The sequence below is a fragment of the Methylobacterium sp. D53M genome, from assembly GCF_053345625.1.
Genome location: NZ_JBKFAL010000021.1, coordinates 40,910 through 62,115 on the forward strand (window position 1 = coordinate 40,910; position 21,206 = coordinate 62,115).

Genomic DNA, 21,206 nt, shown 5'->3' on the forward strand with positions numbered 1-21,206 from the left:
CCGGCGGGACGGCCCGAGATCCCGGGGGCGGGTCCGGAGCCCTCAGAGCGCGGCCGGACTCGTGCGCGCCCGACGGCAGTGGATCAGCCACAGCACGATCGCCACGTTGACGGCGTTCCAGGCCAGCCCGTTGACGAAGGCCGCACGGTAGGAGCCGGTGGCGTCGAAGATCGCCCCCGTGAGCCAGCCGCCGAGCGCCATGCCGGCCAGCGTCGCCATCAGCACCGCACCGATCCGCGCCCCGGCCTCCTCGGCCGGGAGGTACTCGCGCACGATGATCGCGTAGGCCGGCACGATGCCGCCCTGGAACAGGCCGAACAGGGCAGAGATCACGTAGAGCGAGGTCAGGTCGTCGAACGCGAGGTAGAGCGCGAGCGCCGCCGCCTGCAGCAGCGCACCGGCCAGCAGCGTCGCGAGACCGCCGATCCGGTCGGCGACGAAGCCCGACGCGACCCGGCTGACGATGCCGAAACCGAGCATCAGCGACAGCATCTGCGCGCCGCGGGCGACGCCGTACCCGAGATCGCTGCAGTACGCCACGATGTGGACCTGCGGCATCGCCATCGCCACGCAGCACGCGGTGCCGGCCACGACGAGGAGGCCCTGCAGCGCCGCGGGCGACAGCGTCGTCACGGCCTGAGGACCGGCCGCGGGCGTCACCGAAGCCCGCGGCGGCCGGCCCCGCATCAGCAGCGCGAGGGGCAGCATGGCGACGAGGCAGAACAGGCCGATGCCGGCCTGCGTCGCGCGCCAGCCGTACGCGTGGACCGCGCGCTCCACCACCGGCGGCCAGAGCGTGCCCGCGAGGTAATTGCCGGACGCGCAAAGCGCGACGGCGAGCCCTCGCCGGCGCCAGAACCAGCGCGACACGTCGGCCATCAGCGGTCCGAAGGCGACCGAGCTGCCGAGCGCCCCGACGAGCACGCCGTGCACGAGGGCGAACTGCCAGAGGTTCGTCGCGAGGGCGCTGAGCCCGTAGCCGAGGGCCAGGCAGACGGTGCCGAGGAGCAGCGGGGGCACGATGCCGATGCGGTCCGCGAGCCGGCCCATCACGAGGCCGCCGACCGCGAAGCCGACCATCGTGAGGGTATAGGGCAGGGCGGCCGCCGCCCGATCGACCCCGAACTCGGCCTGAACCGCGGGCAACACGACGACGACCGACCACATGCCGACGCCCCCGACCGTGCCGAGCGCCGTCGCCGCGGCGAGCCGACGCCAGGCGCGGCCCGAATCGGCAATCCCATCCTCAGCCATTCCGGCGCACATCGATCTCCGTCCGTGCGGCGCGTTTCACACGAATGCGCCTTCGTCGCCAGCACCGGGCCCGCCCGTCGGCGCGGGCCTTCGGGACACCGCTCGCTCGCCGACGCGCGCCTCACCCGGCCCTGCCGCGGCGCGCGATCGGTGCTAGAGGTGCCGCCGCGCTCGCCGGCGATGCCGGCTCGGGCCGGGGCGACCATCGGTCGGCCGATGTCGGGCCTCGATGGCGCCCGTCCACCGACCACCCGTACGAGAGGGCTGACGCCACGATGCGAACGATCGTTTATGCCGATGGCGGTTGCGACCCGAACCCCGGGCCGGGGGGGTGGGGCGTCGTCATCGCGGCCCCGGACGGCACGATCGAGCTGTGCGGCGGGGAGCCCGGCACCACGACCAACAACCGGATGGAACTGACGGCCGCGATCAAGGGCCTCGAGCATTTCCCCGCCGGGGCCGCGATCGAGATGCGGTGCGACAGCCAGTACGTCGTCAAGTCGGTGACCGAGTGGATGCGCGGCTGGAAGGCGCGGGGCTGGCGCTCGACGACGGGTGACGTGAAGAACGTCGATCTCATGAAGCGCCTCGACGAACTGAACGCGGCGCGGGACGTGAAGTGGACCTGGGTCCGGGGGCATGCCGGCGACCGCCTCAACGAGCGCGCCGACGCGCTCGTCCACAGGGGGCGTCGCGAAGCGAAGCTCGGCAAGCTCGAGTCGCGGAGCAGCGCCGCGCCCGTACCGGCCCCGACCGCCGCACCGGCGCCGTCGAGCCGGGGCGCCGACCTGCGGATCGACCTCGCGCTCGGCCTCCAGGTCGCTCGGGCCGCGAAGGCGGCGGGTGTCACGCCCGACGCACTCGTCGACGATGCGATCCGCTTTTACCTGGAGATCGGGCCGAGCGAGGTCGCACGCCTGCGATCAGGCCGGGCCTAGCGGGCGAGGCCGCGCGCGGCGACGCCGGGTCGCCGTTCCGCGATCTCCGGGACGGGGCTCGGCCTACTCGCAGACCTCGATCCGCCGAATGTGCTCGTACCCGTACGGGTCGATGTACGCGCGGCGCTCGAAGTGGCAGGCGCCGTACGGGTCGGGCGCGGCGTAGACGGGGCGACCCGGGTAGTACCCGCTGTTGGCGGACGCGATGGCGCTCCCGGCCACGACGCCGCCGAGGATGCCCAGCGCCACGGCGCCGCCGACGCCGATGCCGCGCGCCTGAGCGGCCGGCGGGGTGGCGCAGAGTGCCAGAGCGACCAGCGCGGCCGCACCGCCGGTCCGCAGAAACGTTTGACGCATGGTGTCCTCCCATTCCTCGATGCGGACACCATGAGCCCGCGACCGCCGGATCTCGGTGCTGATCGGCACCCCGAGTTCAGGGCCCGCCGCGCGCGACGCGGTGCCGGGCGATCCGGCGCTGTCATCGATCCTGTTCGGAGCTGTGGTAGCTACCCGGACCGGCCGCGCGGCCTTGAGGACCGCGCGGCGCTCGTGAACGGGACCGCCATGCGCTTCTCTGCCCTCGTCGTCGGTTTGTGCCTGACCTCCTTCCCGATCGGTGCGGCACTGGCACAACCGGCCCCGAAGCCCGCGCCCACGACCGCGCCGGATCCGGCCCTGCTGAAGGTTGCCCGGGAGACCGTCGCGCAGATGCAGGGTGATCGCGCCGCGACGCTCGGCTCGATGGCGGCCCCCATGATCGGCATGATGCAGCAGATCGGGATCAAGGAGCCCGACAAGGCGCAGGTGCTGGTGCAGGAGGTCGTCATGCCGACGCTCACGGCACACTACGACGAGCTGCTCGACATCCAGGCGCGCGGTTTCGCCACCGTGCTGAACAAGGACGAGTTGCAGGCCATCGCCGCCTTCTACGCGACCCCCGCCGGGAAGCGCCTCGCGGCGGCCCAGCCGCAGCTCGCTCAGATCCAGCTCGCGGGCATGCAGCAATGGATCCAGTCGGTGATGCCCGAGATGCAGGGCAAGCTGACGACGGCCATCCAGGCCCACGGCTGGGCGCCGGGCGGACCGGCGAAGCCGCGTTGAGCCTCCCCGGGCCGCGACGCCTTCCGAGCGGAGCGGCGCCCTGCTTCGAAGGCGTCGATAGGCCGGACACGATGCGGGGCGCCGGGACGGCGTACCCGGACGCTCGGTCAGCGCGGCGGGCCTGAACGGTCAGCCGATGGCCCAGAACAGCGGCAGCGCGCCCGCGAGGAACAGGGCCGAGGAGACGAGCACGGCGAGGCGCTCGCGATGGTGCAGGACGAAGGCGTGCGGGCTGGCGAACATGGCTGGGTCGGATCGGTGGTGAGGGCATCACGCTCGCTCCTGAACCTTGACGGATCGAGGGCGCTTCGCGCTGTCCACAGGTGATGGCCGATCTCTGTCGCTGCCGCGCCACATCCTTTTGGATGTGCTCGGGCGCACCTCCCGGACGGCTCTTCTGGCATATTGAATTCAGCAGGCCGTCTTTCCCCCCTCGGCGGCCCGATCCAGCGGCGCAGCGACCCCACGGGTCGCTGCGCCGTTGTCGTTGTGGCCCGGGCTCGGCGCGAGGGCCCGGCCCGGTGCCGCGCTGGACGCCTCGGCCGCGGCGACGCGCGATTGGCGAGGGATTCGGATCGGGAACCGCGACACCGTGAAGGCCCGCATCGGACCGGCGGTCGCCCGCCGTCAGGGCCCGATGCGCCGCACGGGCGGCGCATCCTCCCGGGTCTCCTGCGCTGAGGGCGTCCAGAGGATCGACCGGTCGACGGCGCGGATGTCGCGATGGCCGCACAGGGCCATCGTCATGTCGAGTTCCGTGCGGATGATCTCCAGGGAGCGGGCGACGCCGGCCTGGCCGTAGGCGCCGAGCCCGTAGAGGAAGGCGCGGCCGATGAACACGCCCTTCGCGCCCAGGGCGACGGCCTTCAGCACGTCCTGGCCCGAGCGGATCCCGCCGTCCATCAGCACCTCGACGCGCCGGCCGACCGCGTCCGCGATTCCGGGAAGCGCGGCGATGGACGAGGGCGCGCCGTCGAGCTGCCGCCCGCCATGGTTCGAGACGATGAGCGCGTCGGCCCCGGTCGCGGTCGCCCTCTCGGCATCCTCGACGTCCAGGATGCCCTTCAGGATCAGGGGACCCTGCCACCGGTCGCGGATCCGCCGTACGTCGTCCCAGTCCAGGCGCGGGTCGAACTGGTCCGCCGTCCAGGCCGAGATGGAGCGGGTATCCCGCACGCCGTCCACGTGCCCCACGATGTTGCGGAAGGTCCGGCGCTGCGTGCGCAGCATGGACCAGCACCAGCGGGGCTTGGTCAGGAGATCGAGGACCGTGCCCGGCGTCAGCCGCGGCGGGGCCGACAGGCCGTTGCGGATGTCCTTGTGGCGCTGCCCGAGGATCTGGAGGTCCAGCGTCAGGACCAGGGCCGAGCAGCCCGCCGCCTTCGCGCGGTCGATGAGGCGGTCGTTGAAGCTGCGGTCGCGCATGAAGTAGAGCTGAAACCAGAACGGCTTGCTGACGTTCTCCGCGATGTCCTCGATGCTGCAGATGCTCATCGTCGACAGCGTGAACGGCACCCCCGCCGCCTCCGCCGCCCGTGCCGCCAGGATCTCGCCGTCGGCGTGCTGCATGCCCGTGAGCCCCGTCGGCGCCAGGGCGACGGGCATCGCGACGGCCTGACCGGCCATCGTCGTGGCGAGGGTACGGTCGGTCATGTCGACCGCGACGCGCTGGCGGAGCTTGATGTCGGCGAAATCGGCCTCGTTCGCGCGGTAGGTCGACTCCGTCCACGAACCGGAATCGCAGTAATCGTAGAACATCCGCGGCACCCGCCGCTTGGCGACCCGCCGCAGATCCTCGACCGTCGTGATGATGGGCGCCATGGGAGGTTCGGCCTCGCGACTGGATGACGGGGCCGGTCGCGGTTGAGGCGGGCTCGCGCCCGCTCGTACGCCGCGCGCTTCAGGCCGCGATGCCCCGTGCTGGAAGCTCGACGGTGCAACGGTTCGCTGGAAAACGGAAGCGCCTCCTCGCCGAATGCGCCGGTCGCGTCAGGCCTCTCCCGCGCGTACACCGATCCTATAGCGCCTGTTGCGCTCGCCCGCGCCGCAGAGGAACGCCGGATCTCTGCCTGAAAGTACACATTCCGGATCGCGCCTGTTCGGATCTTCGCGTTCCGAGCGCGCGTCAGGACAGAGTGTATGCGAGCGGTATCTCGCCGTCATCGTCTTCGCCTTCGCCGCACCGCAGCGAAAGCGGTCGAGTGACGATCCGAGAGCTTCTTCTCATCGAAGCTGAGCGTCGAAGGTTTGCAGGATAGACATCGGCGCGCGGAATAGGGACCATCGTCGCCAACGCCGGGCCTGAGCATCGGCGGTGGGACGGATACGCCAATGAGGACGACGCGCCGCGTTTTCTTGACGGGGGCCGCATCCGCAGTCGCGGGCGGCCTGGCGCCGGGGGTGATCCGCTCGGCCTGCGCTCAGGGCGCCGGGTCGACCGTCCGGATCGGCATGGTGCTCCCGGTGACGGGGCCCGGCGCGGATGCCGGCCGCTACGCGCTCGCCGGGGCCAAGATCGCCCTGGAGACGGTCAACAAGGCCGGCGGCGTGCTCGGCAAGCCCCTGGAGATCGTCACGGAGGACGATCAGACCACCAATCCCGGCGCGGTCTTCGCCTTCTCGAAACTGGCGTCGCAGGGCGACCTCGTCGGCTTCCTCGGCTCGATCCGCTCGACCCAGAACCACGCGATGGCGCCCGACATCCTGAAGACGGGGAAACCCGTCTGCTTCGGCGGCACCGACCCGGTCCTGACGCAGCTCGGCAATCCCTGGCTGTTCCGCTTCCGCCCCAACGACACCTTCTCGGCCCGGGTGATCGCCGAGCACGGCGTCAACGGGCTGGGTAAGAAGAAGTGGGCGATCATCCACTCCACCGACGCCTTCGGGACCAGCGGCGCCAAGGCGCTGACCGAGAGCCTCGCCAAGGGCGGTGCCACGGTCGCCCTCGACCAGGGCTACACCAACCAGAGCCAGGACTTCACGCCGGTCGTGCTGGCGATCCGTCAGTCGGGCGCCGACGTGATCGGCTCGTACTTCACCTTCGAGAACGACATCGGCATCTTCGCCCGGCAGCTGCGCCAGCTCGGCGTCACCGCGCCCTGGGTCGGCTCGCCCTCGATCACCAACGTCACCGCCCTGAAGCTCGCCGGGCCGTCCCTCTACGGCACCTACGGCGTGGCCGACTACGCCGAGGAGTCGGGCGACGCCGCGCGCGCCTACGGCAAGGCCTACCGCGCCGCGATGAAGATCGCGCCCGACAACCAGTCCTCCTGGACCTTCGACGCGGTCACGGTGCTCGCCAAGGCGATCAACGCGGCGGGCAAGACCGACCCGCAGGCGGTCCGCGAGGCGATCCTGGCGGTGCGCGGCCACGAGGGCGCCGAGGGAACCTACAACTTCGACAAGAACGGCGACGGCCTGCACGGCTACAACGTCGTGCGCAACGACAAGGGCAACATCGTCTTCGACCGGCGGATCGACTTCTACCAAGGGTGAGCCGGCCGACGTGTTCGGGGTGCGTGAACGACATCCGGAGAAGGAGGCGAGAGTGCGGACCGCATGGACCTGATCCTGCAGCTCCTCTTCACCGGGATCGGCATCGGCTCCGTCTACGCCCTGGTGGCGCTCGGCTTCGTGCTGATCTTCCGCGCCACCAACGTGGTGAACTTCGCGCAGGGCGAGTTCTCGATGGTGGCGGCCTTCCTGATGGTGGTCTTCGCCGTCGACCTCCAGTGGCCCTACTGGCTCTCCCTCCTCCTGACGCTCGGCGGGATGGCGCTGCTCGGCGCCCTGTTCAATCTCGGCGTCTACTACCCTCTGCGGCACCGCAGCTACCTGCCGGTGATCATCTCGACCATCGGCGCCTCGATCTTCCTGGCGAACACGACGCTCGCCCTCTACGGGCCGCAGCCCCAGGTGCTCCCGCCCGTCTTCGAGACGCAAGGGTTCCTGCTCGGGCCGGTCTTCCTCGACAGCCAGTACCTGCTGATCATCGCGGTGACGGCGGCCCTGGTGGCGTTCCAGTACTGGTTCTTCGAGCACACTCTGGTCGGCAAGAAGCTTCAGGCGACGTCCCAGGACAAAGAGATGGCCGCCCTCCTGGGTATCCCGGTGGCCGGCATGATCATGCTGACCTTCGTGTACAGCGCGGTGCTCGGCGGCATCGCCGGCATCCTGGTGGCGCCGGTGCTGTTCGTGTCGATCCAGATGGGGGCCACGATCGCCCTCAAGGCCTTCGCGGCGACGATCATCGGCGGCTTCGGCGATGTCACCGGGGCGATCATCGGCGGCCTCGCGCTCGGCATCATCGAGACCTTCGGGGCGGCCTACATCTCGGTCCCCTACAAGGACGCCTTCGCGTTCCTGGTGCTGGTGGTGTTCCTGGTCGTGCGCCCGCAGGGCCTGTTCGGCGAGCGCGTGGCGGAGAAGGCATGAGCGGTCGCCCCTCCACCGTCGCCGGCCCGGCCGCAGCGGCTCCGGCGCGCCCGCCGCGCCGCCTGCCCCTCGGGAGCCTCGCCTACGCGGTCTTGGCCGCCGCCCTGGTGACGGTGGCCGCCACGACGCCGCTCAGCGGCTACGCCCTCAACATCCTGATGCAGGCGGCGACCTACGCCATCGCGGTGATCGGCCTCACCGTGGTGCTCGGCCTGTGCGGGCAGATCAACCTCGCCCAGGCCGCCTTCTTCGGGATCGGTGCCTACGCGGTCGGGCTCGGAACGGTCGACGGGGGCCTGAACTTCTGGATCTGCCTGCTCACCGGCCTCGGTCTCGCGGTCGTGCTGGGCGCCGCGCTCGGCGCCTCCACGCTGCGGCTCGGCGGCCACTACCTCGCCATGGTGACGATCTCGTTCCAGCAGATCCTGACGCTGGTCCTCACCAACTGGATCCCCGTCACGCACGGGCCCGACGGCGTGCCGAACATCCGCCGCCCGGCCCTGTTCGCGGACGGGCAGAGCTACCTCGCCCTGTGCGTGCTCGTGCTGGCCGTCGTCGGCTGGCTCGTCTGGCACATGCCGCGGACGCGGCTCGGGCGCGCCATGCGGGCGGTGCGCGACAACGAGCTCGCGGCGGGGGTCTCGGGCATCGACATCTACCGCACCAAGGTCGCGGCCTTCGCCCTCGGGGCGCTGCTGGCGGGGCTCGGCGGCGGGCTGTTCGCCGGCAGCTTCACCTATATCAGCCCGGACCAGTTCGCCTTCGCCGAGTCGATCGTGTTCCTGACGATGGCGCTGCTCGGCGGCGTCGGCTCGCCGGTGGGCGCCGTCATCGGCACGGCCCTGCTGATCCTGATCCCGGAATGGCTCCGCTTCCTCAAGGAGATCCCCGGGCTCTACCTCGCGATCTACGGGCTCGCGGTGATCCTGATCGTGGTGTTCATGCCCGACGGGATCTGGGGCTTCCTCGGCGACCAGGTCCGGCGCCTGCGCCGCGGCCGCCCGGTCCCACCACCCGCCGCCGAACTGACCCTGAGCCAGGGCGAGGCGTCCGCCGCGCCGATGCTGGAGGTGTCGGACCTGTCCAAGCACTTCGGCGGCCTCAAGGCCGTGGACGCGGTGAGCTTCACGGTGGCGCGGGGCGGCATCCACGCGCTGATCGGCCCGAACGGGTCCGGCAAGACCACGACGCTGAACGTCCTGTCGGGCCTCTACAGCCCCACGGGCGGCACCGTGCGGCTGGCCGGGCAGGACGTCACGCGCCTGTCCCCGCACCGGCGGGCGGCGGCCGGGATCGGGCGCACCTTCCAGAACATCCGCCTGTTCCGCTCCATGAGCGCCCTCGAGAACGTGGTCATCGGCGCCGAGCGGCCCAACAACCCCTCGGGCGCCCGCGACCGGGCGAGCCTGGAGGCCCGCGCCCGGGCGGCGCTGGCCTTCGTGGGGCTGGAGGAGCGGGCGCTGGAGCCGATCTCCGGCTTCTCGTACGGCCACCAGCGCCTGATCGAGATCGCGCGGGCGCTGGCCGGCAACCCCGCGCTGCTGCTCCTCGACGAGCCCGCCGCGGGGCTCAATTCGAGCGAGAAGAACGCCCTCACGGTGCTCCTGCGCCGGATGGCCGCCAAGGGCCTGACCATCCTGATCATCGACCATGACATGACGCTGGTGAGCGACGTGGCCAGCCACGTCACCGTGCTGAACTTCGGCCGCCGCATCGCCGACGGCGTCACGGCGACCGTGCTGCGCGAGCCGGCGGTGATCCAGGCCTATCTCGGCGAGGACGCCGCCGCCGGTCCGGCGGCGAGCCTCAAGACCGACCTCGCCCCGGCGTGACCCCAGCGATGACGACGCCCGCCACGCCACTCCTCGAGATCCGCGACCTCGTCGTCCGCTACGGCGAGATCGAGGCCGTGCGCGGCCTGTCCTTCTCGGTCGGAGCCGGGGAGGTGGTGACGCTGCTGGGGTCCAACGGCGCCGGCAAGTCGACGACGCTCAAGGCGATCTCCGGGCTGGTGCGGCCCGCCGCCGGCACGATCCTGCTGGAGGGGCGGCCGCTGGAGGGCCTGAAGCCCGAGGCGATCGTGCGGCTCGGCGTGGCCCATGTCCCGGAGGGGCGCCGGGTCTTCCCGGGGCTCACGGTGCGCGAGAACATCATGCTGGGCGCGTCCAACCGCGCCGGCCTCGGCAAGCGGGTGCTGCGCGACGAGGTCGAGGCGATGTTCGACCTCTTCCCGGACATCCGCCGGTTCGGCGACGCCCTGGGCTGGACGCTGTCGGGCGGCCAGCTCCAGATGGTGGCCCTCGCACGCGGCCTGATGGCCAAGCCCCGCATCCTGCTCCTCGACGAGCCCTCGCTCGGCCTGGCCCCCGTGATCGTCCAGGCGGTGTTCGCGATCATCGCCGAGGTGCGCCGCCGCGGGACCACCGTGCTGCTGGTGGAGCAGAACGCCCGGATGGGGCTCTCGGTCGCCGATCGAGGCTACGTGCTGGAGACGGGCCGGCTCGTCCTGCAGGGCGCCCCCGACGCCCTCTGGGCCAACGACGAGATCCGGTCGGCCTATCTCGGCGGACGGACGAGGCCCGAACTCGCGGGCTGACCGCACCGGGCCTCGTCGGCGACTTCGTCGCTCGCGCGGTGAGGCGCGCGCAACCACCGCCGGACGGAATTGCGTCCGCGACGCGGCGGTCCGGCGGCGGTCGGACGCGCCTCGGCCCGCGAGCCCGCCGGCGTCACGACCGGCGCGTCTCGGCGGCCGCCGGCGGTACCGTCGCGACCGTGAAGCCCGAGGCCGCCGACCGTCCGGCGGCCTCGGGCCGATATGCCTACGCGTTCTGGGTGGCGGGCGCGCGCGCGGGCAGCACCCAGTTGGGCCTGATGAAGTGGCAGGTATATCCGTCGGGACGCCGCTCCAGGTAGTCCTGATGCTCCGGCTCTGCCTCCCAGAACGGGCCGGCCGGCGCCACTTCGGTCACGACCTTGCCCGGCCACAGGCCGGAAGCGTCGACGTCGGCGATGGTCTCCTCGGCGACGCGGCGCTGGCCCTCGTCGGTGTAGAAGATGGCCGAACGATAGCTCGGGCCCCTGTCGTTGCCCTGGCGGTTCGGCGTCGTCGGGTCGTGGATCTGAAAGAAGAATTCCAGCATGCGCCGGAAACTCGTCCGCGCCGGGTCGTAGATGATCTCGATGGCCTCGGCATGGGTGCCGTGGTTGCGGTAGGTCGCGTTCGGCACGTCGCCGCCCGTGTAGCCGACGCGGGTCGACACGACGCCCTCCTGGCGCCGGATGAGGTCCTGCATGCCCCAGAAGCAACCACCGGCCAGCACCGCCCTCTCGGTTTCCATCGTCGCTCCTCCTGAGCCGTTCCACTGATCGCGCAGATATAGGGATCCCGAGGCGCTTCGCGCTGCGGCCTCGTAGCTTGCCATGCCTGCGATGCCTGCACGAGCACGCGCGGGGTTCCGAGAAGACGTTCGCTGCCGGGCGAACGTCTCCGAAGCGGCCTGTCAGCTCCGCACGAGCGGCGTGTTGACCTTGAAATTCTTCCGCGCCGGCTCGGCCTTGCGGGGATCCGGCTTGTCGGCGAGGAGCCGCTTCACGCGCTCGTTGAAGTCCTCGGGCGTGACGCCCTGCGCTTTGCCGGTCTTGAGTTCGCGTGCCATCTCGGCCTCCGCTTCGTAGCCCAGAGCACGGGATTGCGCGGAGGGATCGCACGCATATGGGCACGCGGCGGCCGCGGCGCCACCGATGTCCGGCCGAGATCGCTGCGTGCACGCGATGGACCGGCGGGCCGGGATGGGTTACGGTGGCTGCGAGGTTGATGACCGGTTCGTAATAACGCTTCAGGACCCGGGGGCGGTACCCGGCGCCTCCACCAGAAGCATCTTGCCCCGGATACCGCGCGGGGACGAGGGCGAGCGTCCGGCGTTGCGGATCGCGCGCTGCCAGGGTGCTTCTGCTGGGGGTGAAACAGGTTCGACTGGGCGGTAAAGGGATCGCGAGTTCTGCCCTGCCTCGGCAGGGTAAGATGCGGCTTTCGGTAAGGACTCGACCGGCTCGGCGCGGGCAACCCTCGTTCCGGGCACCTGACCAAAACTCTAAATGCCAACGACAACGTCGGCATGGAGATGCGCCTCGCGGCGTAATCTTCCGGGGCGTGGGTACGCCTAGCAACAGAACCCGAGGCTTCGGCCTCGGGACCCGCCTTTATCGTCTGCCCGTTGTTCAGTTCGGGGTCGCGTCCGGGCAGATCGGAGACTTGCTTGAACGAGCCCGAACAGGGCAGCGCGGAGGCCGTCTACATCTCGGCCATGGTCGGCGAGATGATGCGGCGCGTCCTGGAGGACGCTCTCGCCGAACTCGCGAGAACCCGCGGTGCGGCCTTCCTGGAGATCTTCGTGGCGCGCGAGCTGGCTCGCTGCGCCGACCTGTTCCGCGAGCGGCCCGGCGACACGCCGGAGACGACGGACATGTTGCGGGCCTGGTTCGCCATGGAGGGCGGTGAGGCGCTGCGCGCCGTGGTCGATCGCGCCAGCGTCGAGGCGGCGCGCGACTGAGGCACTCCGTGGATGCGCCTGCCGCCGGGCGCGGGCCCGTCCAGGCGGTCCGCGCACGGCGACAGTTTCCGGCGAACTGCTCGCCATCTTCCTGGGCTAAGCTCCGTCTCGGGAATGTTGAGACCGCGATCCCGGCCGAGGACAAGGGAATCGGGGTGACCGCCGGTGAAACCAGCCGAGCGCGGCAGGCCTTCCGTCATCCCTGATCTTGTACCCGCCGCACCGTCGATCAGCGAGAACCCGATCTGCTTCCGCGGCCACGGAGCGCCCGCGCCTCGGCGACGGACAGGCTGCAACCTACACATCTGTCGCCGAGAAGCTGGCGCTCGCGCTCATCACGAGCTTGCCCGCTTCGTCGTAGGCTTGAGCGGTGAACGCGTTCACCTCGGTGCGATAGCCCTCATCGCGCAGGATGTCGGTCAGCAGCCGGCGAAGGGTGTCGCGCAGCGCGTCCCGACCGGAAAGTTGCACGCCTTCGTCGTCCTTGACCGTGATGTGATCGGATGTGACGATGACATATCGCGGCATCGGGCTCTCCGCCGACTGGACATAGCAGCGCGCATCACGCGGTCACCGGCCGCCGAGCCCACAATCGTCTACGCTCGCACAAAGGCGGCGCGCGGGCACTCACCTGGATCAATCGCCGCGGCGCGGAAGGACCGGCTCTCTCGGTGAAGAGATCGTTCGCCCCGGAGCGCCCTGTCCACCGTGCCGGATTGACGGGAACCGTCATCCGAGGCGGCAGTTCTGTGCCGGTACCGACCTGTACAGCCCGCACCGGTCGCGGCGCGCGTGAGTTCCGTCAGGCTGTAGCCAAAATCATCCGTCCGCGATCGGAATTATATTTCGCTAATCGAGTTGCCTAGTGCCGATACAAAACATATAGTGCCGCGTCGGCGGGGGAGCCAATGCCTGAAATGGCCGGTATCGGTGTCGCGCGCGCCCGCGTCGACCGACGGACTTGGTCCGTTCACGGAGCGGCCAAACGCAACTCGGCCATCATCCAGGCCGGTCTCGCCCGGATCGTCGAGGACGAGATCCTGCCGCGTCTGGCGCTCGCGCATCGGGCGGATCCGCCGTCGCCCGCGTCGACGACGCGATCACCGACGCCTGAGCGCGTTGCCGCTCTCGCTCAAGCGCTGATGGAGGGCGAACCGCACGCCGAGTGGGTGCGCGCGCTCCTGGAAGAGGGCTTGTCGCTGGATGCCCTGCTGCTCGACCTGTTCGCACCCGCAGCGCGGTATCTGGGCGAGCTCTGGGAAGACGATGCCGCCGACTTCCTCGACGTGGCGCTCGCGCTCGGTCGCCTCCAGAACCTGACCCGCGCCCTGTGTGCGGATCTGGAGGGCGTGGACGTGACGGCGAACGGTCGCCGCGTCCTGCTGATGCCCTGTCCCGGTGAGACCCATCTCTTCAGCCTCGCGCTCGTGGCGAGCTTCTTCCGCGAGGCGGGGTGGGACGTGGTCCTGACCAACGGAGCGGACGAGGACCCCGCCAGCTTGGTCCGCGCCGAACAGTTCGATCTGGTCGGCATCTCGCTGTCCTGCGACATCCTCCTGCCGGTGATGGCGGTGTCCGTGGCGAAACTGCGCGCCGCGTCGTGCAACCCGGACCTGCGCGTCATCGTCGGCGGGCCGCTCTTCGTGCGGGAGCCTGCCAGCGCCCGTGTCGTCGGCGCGGACGCCGTCGCCGCGGACGCGCAATCGGCCGTCCGGATCGCGGAGGCCACCCTCGCGCGATGACGCCGTGCGGCCGGGGGCCGGATCCGGCGCCTCGGCGCTGCGCGGATCTCTTCTCATCCCGACGGTGTTAGACATGTCGCGGTTGAGAGGCAGAGATCCGGAATTTGCAGGCGTTCGACGAGCAACTGGCGCATGAATTCGTCCGCGGCCTCGTACAGTCGGCCGTCGCGCGCGGTCTCGATCCGGCCATCCGGCTCGATCAGTTCCGGGCGTTGCAGCAAGCGGTCGTCGCTCTATCGCGAGACGCTGACGTAGTTCGAACCAGCGAGCAGATCATCCGGGCGATCGACTGCGCTCTCCAGGAACTGACCGCGGTGAGATCGTAGTCTGATCGGACGGTTTCCGCGGCGACGCGCGGGACAGGGCCGGTCGCGAGCGACCAGCGATGCCGCGTCCGACGGTCCGTTCCGCGCCCGTCCCTCGGGCCCGCGGTGACGGTTCGTTGCGGACACCCGGCAAGTGCCCTATCGGCCGCGGTGATGCCCGACCGATCCCTCCGCGCCGTCTGGTCCGACAACCTCATGGCCGAGGTCGGCGCCCGCCTTCCCCTCTTCGACGACCTGTCCCCGGACATGATCCGGCGTCTGTCGGCCGAGGGCTTCGGGCGCGGCCTGCTGACGGCGTCCCTGCGCGCCCGCCTGCGGAAGGCCGGATTCCCGGATCTCGGTCATCTGGCCCAGTCTTCACCGGTCGCGATCGCCACGATCAGGAAGTTCGGTCCCATCCGCGTCGAGCGCGTCCGGCACTTCATCCTCGACGTGCTGGCGCGCTGGCTCCCGGGCGCGCGGGAGATGCACACACCCGAGGCCACGCGGGCGCGGCGGCTCGGCCGGCTGCGCGGGCTGCCGGCCGGATGCCTGCCCCTCGCGGCGGATCAGATCGCGGCGCTCCGCTTCGCGGACGCATCCTGTGCGGACATCGCCACGTGTTCGCGTCTCGGGCTCCTCCGGACAGGCGCCGTGACATCCGGTGACGTGGACCACGTCGTCGCCGCACTCACCCGCCTCGCTCGCGCGTCCGATCCGGTTCCTCCGCGTCCCCTGGAGGAGGCCGGGGCGGCACCGTCATGCGACGCCGCGAGCGCGGCGGCCCGTCGCGCCGCCCTGCTGGCGGAGCAGGATCGCGAATGGGACGAGGCCGCACCGACCGCGCGCCGGCCTCAAAGCTGACGACCCGTCCGGATCCGGAATCGATTTCTCGCGGCGAGACCCAGCGGGGCCGCGCCCTGCCGCGGTTCGATCCGACGCGACGCTGGTCGTGTCCTCGAGGCAGTTCCGCGCATCCTCGAAGACGTCGCGATCGGCCCCTGGGATTGGAGTCGTCACCGGCAACCCTTGCGCCGCCGCATCCGCACACCATCTCCAAACCATCCAAACGGATGTCGTATGGATGGTTTGTATGGCCGACAAGGTGCACGATCTACGACCCAGGCTGCCGGACAGCGAGAAGATCACGCTCAACCTCGGATTCGTCGACCTCGGCCATATCGACCTGATGGTGCGCGACGGCTTCTACGCCAACCGTGCCGATTTCATCCGCACCGCCGTGCGCAATCAGATCGAGCGCCAGGGCGAGGCCGTCAGGCAATCGGTCAGCCGGAAGCAGCTCAGCCTCGGCCTGTCGCACTACACGAAGCAGGCGCTCGAGGCGGCGCGCGACGCGGGCGCCCCGCTGCACATCCAGGTGCTCGGGCTGGCCAGCATCGCCCTCGACGTCACGCCCGAACTGGCGCGCGCCGCCATCGCCTCGGTCGAGGTGCTCGGCGCCTTCCAGGCCAGTCCCGCCGTCAAGGCGGCGCTCGCCGACCGGACGAGCTGACGCCGCCACCTCTCCCCGCCGACGCGGCCGGACCCCGCCGCGCCCGCTTCCCGCTCAGCCAGGACCCGTCCGATGGATCACGCCACGAAGACCGCCTTCACGCGCTTCGCGTTCCCGAAGGTCGACCCGGCCCGTGCCGCCCGCGCCGCGGAGGCGATGGCCAGGCTTCAGGAGCGCCAGGCCGCAGCCTTGAGGCTGTGGTCGGGGGCGGCCCGGAGCGCCGCCGGGACGGGTGCGCCGAGCGCGGACGCGGCCGACATCCTCGACATGGTCGCGCCCTCCGCTCCCGGCGAAGCCTGGGTCGCGCCGGAGACGGCCGGAGAACGTCCGGGCCGCCATCCCCACACCGGATCCGCGGGCGACATCGCCGGCACCGTGATGCGCACCGTCCAGGAGGCGCTGGCGAAGGCCGGCATCGGCACGGATCGCGACGGGCGGGACGGCGCGACGCCGGCCGCGCCCCGGCTTCCGGAGGGGGCACGCTTCGAGGCCCGCACGTTCACCGGCGCGGCCGGGACCCGAAACTACAAGGTCTACGTACCGAGCGGCTACACCGGCCAGGCCCTGCCCGTCGTGGTGATGCTGCACGGCTGCACGCAGAACCCGGACGACTTCGCCGCAGGCACGCGGATGAACGCGGTCGCGGAGGCGCGCAGCGTCCTGGTGGTCTATCCGGAGCAGCCGCGCTCGGCCAACATGCAGCGGTGCTGGAACTGGTACGAGCCCGGTGACCAGCAGCGGGAGGGCGGCGAGCCCGCCCTGATCGCCGGCATCGTCCGGCAGGTGATCGCGGAGTTCTCGGCCGATGACAGGCGGGTCTACGCGGCGGGCCTGTCGGCGGGCGGGGCTGCCGCCGCGATCCTGGCGATGACCTACCCCGACCTGTTCGCGGCGATCGGCGTCCATTCCGGCCTGGCCTGCGGCTCCGCGCGGGACGTGCCCTCGGCCTTCGCGGCCATGAAGGGGGACGGCGCGCGCGCGACGGGACAACGCCACGCCGTGCCGCTGATCGTGTTCCACGGCGACCGCGACCGCACGGTGCACGCGGCCAACGGCGATCGCGTGGCCGCTCAGGGGCCGTCGGACCCGGAACTCCGCACAGCGGTGACCCAGGGCCGGACACCGGACGGGGTGGACTACACCCGCACCGTCCGTTCGGACGCGTCCGGCCGCGCCATCGTGGAGCAGTGGGTTCTGCACGGAGCCGGGCACGCGTGGTCGGGCGGCAGCCCGGCCGGCTCGTTCACCGACCCGCGCGGCCCGGACGCGAGCCGGGAGATGATCCGCTTCTTCCTGGAGCACGCGCGCGCGGCCGGTGCCCGATCCTGAGCGCTGTTTGCCCGTCGACCCTGCCGGATCGCGCGCCCGGTCGCGGCCCTGTCCTCCGTCGCGGCGGGCTGGCCGGGACGAGGCCCTCGCCTTGTCCGTTCAGCGCGCGGGCACGGACGGGTCACCGGGAGCGTCGACGCGGGCGGATCGCCATGCGCGCGTCCCGTCATCCGGCCTGCCCGCACCCCGTCGATCAAGGGGGAGGGATCCGCGGACCCGGATGCACCAGGGTCGCGACGTTCTCGGACACCTGCCACACGGGCCAGGAGCCCTCGCGGATGAACATGGCGAAGGCCTCGATCACGTCTGGCCGGTCGAAGGCGCCCATGCCCCCCGGTGCCCGCCCGACGATGCAGGCCGCGCCCGCCGTATCGGCCGCGGGGGGGCGATTGTCCAACGAGAACATCACGCCCGATCGATCGGGCCTGAGCGCGTCCGGCAGGGCGTCGATCTTGCGCCAGAGGCAGTCCCACCGGGCGCACGCCTCCGGACGTTCGCTGTAGATCCCGCAGCCGGTTCCGGTGTTGTGCCGGCACAGGATCCCGGCCGGCTTGCCGAGGGCGGGGATCGCCAGAACACGACAGCACATCGTGCAGGACCCGCAGGACCGGCCGGCGGCTTCGTGCTCGGTGGGTCGCGAGGCGCTCTGGCTCGGGCCGCTGCGGGATGGTGTTTCGCGTGCGATCGGTCTGTCCTCAGGGGGCGTGACACGCCGTGGATGCGGTCGGCGAAGAGGCGAGGGGGGATGCTGCACTCCCTTCGGCCGCTGTGCCGGCCACGGAGCCTGACGTCCCACGATACGGCCGCGAGAGCTGCCGGTCACGACCCACGTTCCCGGTGGCGGCCTCGCCGGCGTCCCCGTGCCGATGCGGCGACGTGGACATCTGGCCGCGGGGCGTCCCGGCTCTCTCTACACGCGCACGCAATCCACGGTTCGCGCGCAGTCTCTCGGAGCCGGCGCGCCGTCAGATCCGGAAGCGCGCTACGATGACCCAGGATCTGCCGGACTTTCCCCCGGAGGCGTTCGCCAAGCACGACCGCGATCCCGATCCCGCCTTCTACGCGCAACCGCGCTTCGTGACCCATATCGATGCCGCCGCGGTTGCGGCGGTCACCGACCTCTACAGGGCGATCGTGCCGGCGGGCGGCGACGTCCTCGACCTGATGTCGAGCTGGGTCAGCCACCTGCCGGACGAGGTCGCGTATGCCAGCGTCACCGGTCACGGCCTGAACGCCGCCGAACTCGCCGCCAACCCGCGCCTGACCCGGCATTTCGTGCAGGACCTCAACACCGAGCCGCGCCTGCCGCTCGACACGGCCTGCGTCGACGCCGCGCTGATCTGCGTCTCGGTCCAGTATCTCCAGCGCCCCGTCTCCGTCCTGTCCGAGGTCGCGCGCGTGCTGCGCCCCGGTGCCCCGGCGGTGATCAGCTTCTCGAACCGCTGCTTCCCGACCAAGGCCGTGGCCATCTGGAGTGCCCTCGACGGTGGGGGACATGCCCAGCTCGTCGGCCTGTACCTCCAGCGCGCCGGCTTCGTCCGCGTCGAGCGGCGCGTCCTCAAGCCCGCGGGAGGTCCCGGCGACCCCGTGACGGCGGTGGTCGGCTGGACGGCCGCGGCCTGATCGGTCCGGATTCGGCCGTCACCGGGACCGCGCCCGGTCTCTCAGGCCGGCCCGCGCGCCGGGAACCAGTTGCCGTGGAAGCCCGGGGGGATCCGGTGCCCGAGGCGGATCCGGGCGAGGGGAGGGGCGTCGAACGCCCGCGCGTCGAGGACGGTGAAGTCGGTCACCTCGCCGGCGGTGTCGATCACGAGCCCGACGAGCCAGCCCTCGTCCTCATCGGCCCCGGTCCGCGCCGGCACGAAGACGAACTCCCCCGGGACGTGACCGGGACCGAAGTCGTGCACGTGGCGCGCGCCCGTCTCGAGGTCGTGCTTGTAGAGCTGCGTCGCACCGGCGAGCTGCGTGTTGCCGTCGGCCGGCACGCTGACCGTGTAGACGTAGCGGTGGCGCTGCCCGAGGCGCCGCTCATCGATGCGGGGGAATTCCTGCGCCGCCGCGTCGATCACGCGCCGCTCGACCCGACCCGTCGACGGGTCGATGATCCAGCGCTCGAGCCGGCCCGGCGTATCGAGCCCGCCGGCGGCCGAGGCGAACACCGTCCCGTAGGCGACGACATCGAGGATCACCCGCCCGTCCGCGTCGTCGTAGGCGTTGGCGGTGTGGAACACGAAGCAGGGCTCGACGGCGCACCAGACGATGTCGGCGCCGTCGCCCTGACGCGGGAGGAGGCCGACACGGGCCCCGTGGCCGGGGTTCCAGCGGAACGGGAAGCGGTACCCGGCGAGCAGGGCCCGGAACGAGAACGTGACCGGCAGGTCCAGCACGATCACGAAGCGCGCCGTGATCGCGCAATCGTGGATGCAGGGGCCGTGCGCGACCGCGACCGGCACATCGCGCACGACCCGCCCGCTCGGGGCGAGGACGACGTGGCGCACGCTGTCCCAGACGCGGCCGTCATACGCGACGGCGTGCGTCTCGCCGGTCAGCGGGTCGCGGTGCGGGTGCCCGCTGAAGGAGCCGGCCAGCGTCCCGTCGAACGGGTTGTAGCGCTGAGCCTCCAGGGTGGGCGAGAGTTCGACCGGGAAGCTGCCGGCCTCCACCACCGCGAAGATCCGGTCGCCGATCGCGACGACGTTGGTGTTGACGGTGTCGTTGCCGCCCCGCCGCGGCCCGGGCGCCGCGGGCCGCTCGAGCGCCGCGGCGGCCGTGCGCGAGCCGATCCAGCGGTTGCGATACCACAGCGCCCTGCCGCCCTCGAGCGCGAGACCGTGCACCATGCCGTCGCCGAGGAACCAGTCGTGGCCCCGCGTCGCCGCGCGGACGGGGTTCGCCCCCATCTTGAGATAGAGGCCGTCGAGGCCGGGCGGGATCGTCCCGGTGACCGGCAGGTTCTCCAGCGTCAGCTCCGCGCGCATCGGCGCGTGGACACCGACGACGAAGGGATTCGCCGCCCTGGGCAGCCGCAGCCGGTTGCAGGCCGCCACCAGGCCGACGCCGAACTCGGCGGCCGCGCGGAAGGCCGACTGGACTCGATTCGGCATCGGCAGCGCTTCCAGGATGGGGCGGCGGGCAGGAGCGACACCGACGCGAGGCCGTCCGGGTCCTCGCCACCGGAGGCCGCCGCACGCGCTTCACGGCGCAGTATAGCCGAAAGCGGTGAGGCGGCGTGCCGCCGGATGCCGCTGCGACCGGAGGCGGCGCGCGTGACGCATGCGGGTGGTCTCGCGACGGTCTGCCTCCGCGCGGTGATCCAGGGTCGCGGACGTTGCCGGCGCGCCTCTTCCCGACCCGAGGCCGGCTCTCGCGATGTCCGCTCCGCGTCGTTCCGTGATGCCGGCCCGCGGGATCGGGCCGGCGGCCGTGGCTCGCCGGTACCCGCGATGAATCGGCATCGTCCGAGTGGCCGGGCTCGCTGCGCGCTGGATCGAACAGCGGCCGGGTGACGTTCCTCATGGCCTACATCGCCCAGACAGGAGGAACGCTCATGCGAATTCGCCATCTGCTGCCGCTCGTCGGCTTGCTCGCGCTCACGGCCTGCAAGGACGAGAAGAAGGCCGAGGCCCCCCCGCCGCCTCCGCCTCCGCCTCCCGCCGCCACGGCGCCGGCGAACCCTGCGCCTCCGGCGACGACGACGAATCCGGCTCCCGCCAACAAGCCGTAGCCGAGGCGCCTCGAAGGTGGCGGGCCCTGTGACGCATCCGGGCTCACAGGGCCCGCCCGTCGCGGCCGGGGCCGAGGCCGCCGGCGATGCCGCCGGTCTGGGCGCGCAGCCGAAGCGAAACTCCGCGACGGGGACGGGGCAGTTCCGTTCCGCACCGCCTGTTCCGCGCTCGTCTTCCGACCGCGCCGCATGTCCGGCTCCCTCGGTCGAAGCCGATCCTCCCGCTCGCACCGGCCAGGACGGGTCCAAGGCGGTCGGGTCCAGGTCGGTCGGGTTCAGGTCGGCCGGGTCGAGCGGGCCGATCGGGTCAGGG

At 71.5% G+C, this 21,206-nt stretch carries 22 protein-coding genes and 1 other RNA gene; 15 read left to right on the forward strand and 8 right to left on the reverse strand.

Annotated features, from left to right (window positions below; all coding sequences use genetic code 11):
* Window positions 1–42: 42 nt before the first annotated feature.
* Window positions 43–1,254, reverse strand: a complete 1,212-nt coding sequence (locus ACLBYG_RS23915; protein ID WP_447683128.1) for an MFS transporter — start codon at window positions 1,252–1,254, stop codon at window positions 43–45.
* 275 nt (window positions 1,255–1,529) lie between these two features.
* Between ACLBYG_RS23915 and ACLBYG_RS23920 the strand changes: the two genes are divergently transcribed.
* Entirely contained in the window at window positions 1,530–2,192 is a 663-nt protein-coding gene (locus ACLBYG_RS23920; protein WP_020094902.1) for a ribonuclease H family protein, read from the forward strand.
* A 63-nt stretch (window positions 2,193–2,255) separates the two neighbouring features.
* On the opposite strand, the gene ACLBYG_RS23925 is transcribed toward ACLBYG_RS23920, so the two are convergent.
* Window positions 2,256–2,549 carry a hypothetical protein gene (locus ACLBYG_RS23925; RefSeq protein WP_026605213.1) on the reverse strand — a complete coding sequence of 98 codons (294 nt, stop codon included), beginning with the start codon at window positions 2,547–2,549 and terminating at the stop codon, window positions 2,256–2,258.
* A 207-nt stretch (window positions 2,550–2,756) separates the two neighbouring features.
* Between ACLBYG_RS23925 and ACLBYG_RS23930 the strand changes: the two genes are divergently transcribed.
* A complete protein-coding gene (locus tag ACLBYG_RS23930) occupies window positions 2,757–3,293 on the forward strand; it encodes a DUF2059 domain-containing protein (RefSeq protein WP_100251818.1) in 537 nt (178 codons plus the stop codon).
* Between the two features lie 627 nt (window positions 3,294–3,920).
* Here ACLBYG_RS23930 and ACLBYG_RS23935 read toward each other — a convergent pair.
* Entirely contained in the window at window positions 3,921–5,114 is a 1,194-nt protein-coding gene (locus tag ACLBYG_RS23935; RefSeq protein WP_447683129.1) for an alpha-hydroxy acid oxidase, read from the reverse strand.
* Window positions 5,115–5,624: 510 nt separating this feature from the next.
* On the opposite strand from ACLBYG_RS23935, the gene ACLBYG_RS23940 reads away from it, so the two are divergent.
* From ACLBYG_RS23940 to ACLBYG_RS23955, 4 genes are all read left to right on the forward strand, one after another.
* Entirely contained in the window at window positions 5,625–6,788 is a 1,164-nt protein-coding gene (locus tag ACLBYG_RS23940; RefSeq protein ID WP_020094897.1) for an ABC transporter substrate-binding protein, read from the forward strand.
* A 63-nt stretch (window positions 6,789–6,851) separates the two neighbouring features.
* Window positions 6,852–7,727, forward strand: a complete 876-nt coding sequence (locus tag ACLBYG_RS23945; protein WP_012329745.1) for a branched-chain amino acid ABC transporter permease — start codon at window positions 6,852–6,854, stop codon at window positions 7,725–7,727.
* The gene (locus ACLBYG_RS23950) at window positions 7,724–9,559 is read left to right on the forward strand and encodes a branched-chain amino acid ABC transporter ATP-binding protein/permease (protein WP_447683130.1); all 1,836 of its coding nucleotides are present in this window, start codon (window positions 7,724–7,726) and stop codon (window positions 9,557–9,559) included. The genes ACLBYG_RS23945 and ACLBYG_RS23950 overlap by 4 nt, the downstream gene beginning before the upstream one ends.
* An 8-nt stretch (window positions 9,560–9,567) precedes the next feature.
* Window positions 9,568–10,323: an ABC transporter ATP-binding protein gene (locus ACLBYG_RS23955; protein WP_447683131.1), complete on the forward strand. Its 756-nt coding sequence runs from the start codon at window positions 9,568–9,570 to the stop codon at window positions 10,321–10,323.
* 226 nt (window positions 10,324–10,549) lie between these two features.
* Here the strand turns inward: ACLBYG_RS23955 and msrA are convergent, their stop codons facing one another.
* The gene (gene msrA, locus ACLBYG_RS23960; protein WP_447683132.1) at window positions 10,550–11,068 is read right to left on the reverse strand and encodes a peptide-methionine (S)-S-oxide reductase MsrA; all 519 of its coding nucleotides are present in this window, start codon (window positions 11,066–11,068) and stop codon (window positions 10,550–10,552) included.
* Between the two features lie 162 nt (window positions 11,069–11,230).
* On the reverse strand, window positions 11,231–11,386 hold the full coding sequence (locus ACLBYG_RS23965; RefSeq protein ID WP_447683133.1) for a hypothetical protein: 156 nt from the start codon (window positions 11,384–11,386) through the stop codon (window positions 11,231–11,233).
* Between the two features lie 163 nt (window positions 11,387–11,549).
* Here ACLBYG_RS23965 and ssrA point away from each other — a divergent pair.
* Together ssrA and ACLBYG_RS23975 are read left to right on the forward strand one after the other, a co-directional pair.
* Window positions 11,550–11,722, forward strand: a transfer-messenger RNA (tmRNA) gene (ssrA, locus tag ACLBYG_RS23970).
* 264 nt (window positions 11,723–11,986) lie between these two features.
* Complete coding sequence (locus ACLBYG_RS23975; RefSeq protein ID WP_056530538.1) at window positions 11,987–12,280, forward strand: hypothetical protein; 294 nt, start codon at window positions 11,987–11,989, stop codon at window positions 12,278–12,280.
* A gap of 297 nt (window positions 12,281–12,577) precedes the next feature.
* On the opposite strand, the gene ACLBYG_RS23980 is transcribed toward ACLBYG_RS23975, so the two are convergent.
* Window positions 12,578–12,808, reverse strand: coding sequence for a DUF6894 family protein (locus ACLBYG_RS23980; RefSeq protein WP_447683134.1), 231 nt, complete (start codon window positions 12,806–12,808; stop codon window positions 12,578–12,580).
* Between the two features lie 389 nt (window positions 12,809–13,197).
* Here ACLBYG_RS23980 and ACLBYG_RS23985 point away from each other — a divergent pair, with 389 nt between their 5' ends.
* The 5 genes from ACLBYG_RS23985 to ACLBYG_RS24005 all read left to right on the forward strand — a co-directional run bounded on the left by ACLBYG_RS23985 (window position 13,198) and on the right by ACLBYG_RS24005 (window position 17,169).
* Window positions 13,198–14,022 (forward strand): cobalamin B12-binding domain-containing protein, encoded by an 825-nt coding sequence (locus ACLBYG_RS23985; RefSeq protein WP_447683135.1) that lies wholly within the window; start codon window positions 13,198–13,200, stop codon window positions 14,020–14,022.
* 104 nt (window positions 14,023–14,126) lie between these two features.
* Window positions 14,127–14,348 (forward strand): hypothetical protein, encoded by a 222-nt coding sequence (locus ACLBYG_RS23990; RefSeq protein WP_447683136.1) that lies wholly within the window; start codon window positions 14,127–14,129, stop codon window positions 14,346–14,348.
* 153 nt (window positions 14,349–14,501) lie between these two features.
* Window positions 14,502–15,191 (forward strand): hypothetical protein, encoded by a 690-nt coding sequence (locus ACLBYG_RS23995; RefSeq protein WP_447683137.1) that lies wholly within the window; start codon window positions 14,502–14,504, stop codon window positions 15,189–15,191.
* 229 nt (window positions 15,192–15,420) lie between these two features.
* Window positions 15,421–15,840 carry a CopG family transcriptional regulator gene (locus tag ACLBYG_RS24000; protein WP_091681679.1) on the forward strand — a complete coding sequence of 140 codons (420 nt, stop codon included), beginning with the start codon at window positions 15,421–15,423 and terminating at the stop codon, window positions 15,838–15,840.
* Window positions 15,841–15,912: 72 nt separating this feature from the next.
* Window positions 15,913–17,169 carry an extracellular catalytic domain type 1 short-chain-length polyhydroxyalkanoate depolymerase gene (locus ACLBYG_RS24005; RefSeq protein ID WP_447683138.1) on the forward strand — a complete coding sequence of 419 codons (1,257 nt, stop codon included), beginning with the start codon at window positions 15,913–15,915 and terminating at the stop codon, window positions 17,167–17,169.
* Window positions 17,170–17,362: 193 nt separating this feature from the next.
* Here ACLBYG_RS24005 and ACLBYG_RS24010 read toward each other — a convergent pair whose 3' ends face one another.
* Window positions 17,363–17,758 carry a hypothetical protein gene (locus ACLBYG_RS24010; protein WP_447683139.1) on the reverse strand — a complete coding sequence of 132 codons (396 nt, stop codon included), beginning with the start codon at window positions 17,756–17,758 and terminating at the stop codon, window positions 17,363–17,365.
* A gap of 398 nt (window positions 17,759–18,156) precedes the next feature.
* Between ACLBYG_RS24010 and ACLBYG_RS24015 the strand changes: the two genes are divergently transcribed.
* Window positions 18,157–18,792, forward strand: coding sequence for a class I SAM-dependent methyltransferase (locus ACLBYG_RS24015; RefSeq protein WP_447683140.1), 636 nt, complete (start codon window positions 18,157–18,159; stop codon window positions 18,790–18,792).
* Window positions 18,793–18,833: 41 nt separating this feature from the next.
* Here the strand turns inward: ACLBYG_RS24015 and ACLBYG_RS24020 are convergent, their stop codons facing one another.
* Window positions 18,834–20,273, reverse strand: a complete 1,440-nt coding sequence (locus ACLBYG_RS24020; RefSeq protein WP_447683141.1) for an 8'-apo-carotenoid 13,14-cleaving dioxygenase — start codon at window positions 20,271–20,273, stop codon at window positions 18,834–18,836.
* Window positions 20,274–20,683: 410 nt separating this feature from the next.
* On the opposite strand from ACLBYG_RS24020, the gene ACLBYG_RS24025 reads away from it, so the two are divergent.
* Window positions 20,684–20,893 carry a hypothetical protein gene (locus ACLBYG_RS24025; RefSeq protein WP_447683142.1) on the forward strand — a complete coding sequence of 70 codons (210 nt, stop codon included), beginning with the start codon at window positions 20,684–20,686 and terminating at the stop codon, window positions 20,891–20,893.
* The last annotated feature ends 313 nt before the right edge of the window (window positions 20,894–21,206 follow it).

Excerpts from the sequence above, each read along its gene's own strand:
- ACLBYG_RS23915 (WP_447683128.1), bottom strand. The coding sequence starts at position 1,254 with ATGGCTGAGGATGGGATTGCCGATTCGGGCCGCGCCTGGCGTCGGCTC.
- ACLBYG_RS23920 (WP_020094902.1), top strand. The coding sequence starts at position 1,530 with ATGCGAACGATCGTTTATGCCGATGGCGGTTGCGACCCGAACCCCGGG.
- ACLBYG_RS23925 (WP_026605213.1), bottom strand. The coding sequence starts at position 2,549 with ATGCGTCAAACGTTTCTGCGGACCGGCGGTGCGGCCGCGCTGGTCGCT.
- ACLBYG_RS23930 (WP_100251818.1), top strand. The coding sequence starts at position 2,757 with ATGCGCTTCTCTGCCCTCGTCGTCGGTTTGTGCCTGACCTCCTTCCCG.
- ACLBYG_RS23935 (WP_447683129.1), bottom strand. The coding sequence starts at position 5,114 with ATGGCGCCCATCATCACGACGGTCGAGGATCTGCGGCGGGTCGCCAAG.
- ACLBYG_RS23940 (WP_020094897.1), top strand. The coding sequence starts at position 5,625 with ATGAGGACGACGCGCCGCGTTTTCTTGACGGGGGCCGCATCCGCAGTC.
- ACLBYG_RS23945 (WP_012329745.1), top strand. The coding sequence starts at position 6,852 with ATGGACCTGATCCTGCAGCTCCTCTTCACCGGGATCGGCATCGGCTCC.
- ACLBYG_RS23950 (WP_447683130.1), top strand. The coding sequence starts at position 7,724 with ATGAGCGGTCGCCCCTCCACCGTCGCCGGCCCGGCCGCAGCGGCTCCG.
- ACLBYG_RS23955 (WP_447683131.1), top strand. The coding sequence starts at position 9,568 with ATGACGACGCCCGCCACGCCACTCCTCGAGATCCGCGACCTCGTCGTC.
- msrA (WP_447683132.1), bottom strand. The coding sequence starts at position 11,068 with ATGGAAACCGAGAGGGCGGTGCTGGCCGGTGGTTGCTTCTGGGGCATG.
- ACLBYG_RS23965 (WP_447683133.1), bottom strand. The coding sequence starts at position 11,386 with ATGGCACGCGAACTCAAGACCGGCAAAGCGCAGGGCGTCACGCCCGAG.
- ACLBYG_RS23980 (WP_447683134.1), bottom strand. The coding sequence starts at position 12,808 with ATGCCGCGATATGTCATCGTCACATCCGATCACATCACGGTCAAGGAC.
- ACLBYG_RS23985 (WP_447683135.1), top strand. The coding sequence starts at position 13,198 with ATGGCCGGTATCGGTGTCGCGCGCGCCCGCGTCGACCGACGGACTTGG.
- ACLBYG_RS23995 (WP_447683137.1), top strand. The coding sequence starts at position 14,502 with ATGCCCGACCGATCCCTCCGCGCCGTCTGGTCCGACAACCTCATGGCC.
- ACLBYG_RS24000 (WP_091681679.1), top strand. The coding sequence starts at position 15,421 with ATGGCCGACAAGGTGCACGATCTACGACCCAGGCTGCCGGACAGCGAG.
- ACLBYG_RS24005 (WP_447683138.1), top strand. The coding sequence starts at position 15,913 with ATGGATCACGCCACGAAGACCGCCTTCACGCGCTTCGCGTTCCCGAAG.
- ACLBYG_RS24010 (WP_447683139.1), bottom strand. The coding sequence starts at position 17,758 with ATGTGCTGTCGTGTTCTGGCGATCCCCGCCCTCGGCAAGCCGGCCGGG.
- ACLBYG_RS24015 (WP_447683140.1), top strand. The coding sequence starts at position 18,157 with ATGACCCAGGATCTGCCGGACTTTCCCCCGGAGGCGTTCGCCAAGCAC.
- ACLBYG_RS24020 (WP_447683141.1), bottom strand. The coding sequence starts at position 20,273 with ATGCCGAATCGAGTCCAGTCGGCCTTCCGCGCGGCCGCCGAGTTCGGC.
- ACLBYG_RS24025 (WP_447683142.1), top strand. The coding sequence starts at position 20,684 with ATGGCCTACATCGCCCAGACAGGAGGAACGCTCATGCGAATTCGCCAT.